Here is an 823-nt window from a genome sequence, read left to right as displayed (position 1 = left end):
AAAATTTCTGAAATTATTACTTATAATCACTTTAACTTTTTTAATTATTGGTTTAAAGATGAATTCTCTTTTGCCAAAGGAAAGAAATATGATTTTTGAAACAGAAAGATTAGTTATAAGAAAACTGAGAAGTGTAGATTTACTACTTTTTCATGACATGCAGGGAAACCCAAATGTGATGAAATATGTAAAAAATCCGATGTCTATAACTGAAAGTGAAAAGGAGTTAAATCGGTTTATTAATTATTACACCAGTGATGGGATGTTATATAATATTTGGGCTATAGAATCAGCAGTAGATAGGGAATTTATAGGAATTTGTGGTGTTTATGAAAATGATAAATCTGAAAGGGAAATAGCTTATAGGCTAAGAGAACGTCATTGGGGGAAGGGTTTTGGTAGAGAAATTGTCTCTGGGTTAATTAATTTTCTATTTGAAGAACGGAAAATTGAAGAGGTAGTAGCTTACGTAAATAGATTGAATTTGGGCTCTGTTTCAATTTTGGAAAAAGAAATGGAATTTGTGGAAGAATTCTACTCTGAAAAAGAAAAGTGTACAGAACGAAAATATCAGTTTTCCAAAGAGAACTGACTGCAAAAACAAGTTGAATTGCTTGGCCAAATTACAAACAAGGAAGCTGAAAAGTAGATTAGGCAGGAAAACCTTTGAGTTACTTTAAATATAAGGGAGAATTATTTCTCGGATCAAATTAAGAGGACTTGTTCTGTTTACTTGTTAATACAAAGGGAAAGAATTGTGATAGGATGACATGAGCAGCTATCAAAATCAAATGGGGAATTTGGTAATCAATGATACTAAGTG

At 31.1% G+C, this 823-nt stretch carries 1 protein-coding gene; it reads left to right on the top strand.

What is annotated here, in order from left to right; genetic code table 11:
- On the top strand, nucleotides 1-592 hold a 592-nt coding region (locus E1171_RS00585), incomplete at its 5' end, for a GNAT family N-acetyltransferase (RefSeq protein ID WP_222931296.1).
- Between the last annotated feature and the right edge of the window lie 231 nt (nucleotides 593-823).

The organism is Xanthovirga aplysinae, from assembly GCF_009711365.1.
GTDB classification, from domain to species: domain Bacteria; phylum Bacteroidota; class Bacteroidia; order Cytophagales; family Cyclobacteriaceae; genus Xanthovirga; species Xanthovirga aplysinae.
Note: the sequence above shows the minus strand (reverse complement) of the source record. Positions and strands in the feature narration are given on the sequence as shown.